The sequence below is a fragment of the Streptomyces thermodiastaticus genome (genome assembly GCF_014656135.1).
GTDB lineage: Bacteria > Actinomycetota > Actinomycetes > Streptomycetales > Streptomycetaceae > Streptomyces > Streptomyces thermodiastaticus.
The window spans coordinates 1-2,263 of the sequence record NZ_BNBV01000061.1 but is presented as its reverse complement, the minus strand read 5'-3'; the positions used below and the strand labels follow the sequence as shown (position 1 = coordinate 2,263).

Genomic DNA, 2,263 nt, shown 5'->3' with positions numbered 1-2,263 from the left:
CGGTGCGGTTGCTGACCGAGGCCCGGCCCTGGCCGCAGGCGGGCCGTCCGCGCCGTGCGGGAGTGTCTTCCTTCGGCATCAGCGGGACCAACGCCCACGTCATCATCGAAGAGGGCGATCCGGAGCCCGTGACCGGGGCCGCCACCGGGGAGAGCCCTGCTGCGGTCGGTGCCGAGCAGTCCCCGGTCGCTGGTGCGGTCGTTCCGTGGTTGGTCTCTGGTCGGGACGAGGTGGCGTTGCGGGCGCAGGCGGCCCGGTTGCGGGATCATCTGGTCGGGCGGCCGGAGCTCGATCTGGTGGACGTGGGTTTCTCGCTGGCCACGGGCCGGGCGCAGTTGGAGGAGCGGGCTGCGGTGATCGGGTCCGGTCGAGAGGATCTGCTGGCCGGGCTGGAAGCCCTGGCCCGCGGGGACGCTACCGCGGACGTCGTACACATCGTGAGGTCGCGTGGGACGGCAGCCGGCTCACGGCGGGGGCGCACCGCCTTCCTGCTGACCGGGCAGGGCAGTCAGCGCCTCGGCATGGGCCGCGACCTGTACCGGAGCTCGCCGGTGTTCCGAGCCGCCTTCGACGCTGTGTGCGCCCATCTCGACCCGGTGCTGTCCCGCCCCCTCCGGCAGGTCATCTTCGCCGCGCCGGACTCGGCCGACTCGATGCTGCTGAACCAGACGGCCTTCACCCAGGCCGCGCTGTTCGCCGTCGAGACGGCTCTGTACCGGCTGCTCGAACACTACGGAGCCGTCCCCGACTACCTGCTCGGCCATTCCATCGGCGAGGTCACCGCGGCCCACCTGGCCGGGGTGTGGGATCTGGTCGACGCGTGCGCCGTGGTCGCCGCGCGCGGCCGGTTCATGCAGGCGGCGCGCGAGGGAGGGGCGATGGCGGCGCTCCAGGCCGCCGAGTCCGAGGTCCGCGAGACACTGACGCGCTACGGTGACGCGGTCGCCGTCGCCGGCGTCAACGGCCCCCGCTCCACAGTTGTCTCCGGGGACGCCGAGGCCGTGGACGCCCTCGTCACCCTGTGGCGCTCCCGCGGCAGGAAGGCCACACGCCTGTCGGTCAGCCACGCCTTCCACTCCCCTCACATGGACGACGTCTTGGACGACTTCCAGGCGGCCCTGTCCGGCGTCACGTTCCGGGAGCCGCGCATCCCGGTGGTGTCCAACGTCACCGGGGAACTCGCCACCCCCGACGAGCTGAGGTCGCCCGCCTACTGGGCCCGCCACATCCGGGAGGCCGTCCGCTTTCAGGACGGCGTACGGTTCCTCGAGGCCGCCGGTGTCACCACCTACATGGAACTCGGCCCCGACGGGGTGCTCACCGCCTTGGCGCAGGAATGCCTCACCCAGGACGGCGCGACCGTGACCCCGGTCCTGCGCGCGGGCCGCCCGGAGACCCACACCGTCGCCGCCGCCCTCGCCGGCTTGCGTCTGGCCGGTCACCGCCTCGACTGGACGGCCGTGTTCCCCGGCGGGCGCCGTGTGGACCTGCCCACCTACGCCTTCAAGCGCGAGCGCTACTGGCTGCCGTCGCCGGCTCCGGCCGCCGACGCCACCGGACTCGGTCTGAACGCGGCGGACCACCCGCTGCTGGGCGCCGCCGTCCCCGTCGCGGACCGCGACGCCTGCCTGCTGACCGGTCGTCTGTCGCTCGCCACGCACCCGTGGCTGGCGGATCACGTCCTGCACGGCGTGGTGGTATTCCCCGGCACGGGCCTGCTGGAACTCGCCGTACGGGCGGGCACCGAGGTCGGCTGCCCGGTCGTCGCGGAACTGGACCTGGCTGCGCCGCTGGTGCTGCCGGAGCGCGGCGGCGTGCAGGTGCAGGTCGTCGTCGGTGAACCGGACGCGAACGGCCGCCGCCCGCTGGAGATCCATGCCCGGCAGGACGGAGAGGCGGACCTCGACGGATCCTGGACCAGCTGCGCGACGGGGCTCCTCACCCCCGAGACCGCTCCCGCACCGGCGCCCGGCCCTCTGTCGGTGTGGCCGCCCGCTGACGCGGCCGAGGTGGACCTGAGCGGGGCCTACGAGCGGCTCGACCAGGCGGGCTACGGCTACGGGCCCGCGTTCCGCGGACTGCGCCGGCTCTGGCGCAGCGGAGCAGACCTGTACGCCGAGGTCGCGCCGGACGCGCTGCAGGCCGACACGGCCGGGTGCGCGGTGCATCCCGCGCTGCTGGACGCAGCACTGCACGCACTGCTTCCCGCGGTGACGGGCACGGACGGGCCGGCGGTCGTGCCGTTCGCCTGGGAGGGAGTACG

1 protein-coding gene is annotated in these 2,263 nt (G+C 73.9%); it reads left to right on the top strand.

From position 1 onward, the window contains the following. Nucleotides 1-62: 62 nt before the first annotated feature. A partial coding sequence (locus IE286_RS26785; RefSeq protein ID WP_229863827.1) for an acyltransferase domain-containing protein occupies nucleotides 63-2,263 on the top strand: 2,201 nt, incomplete at its 3' end.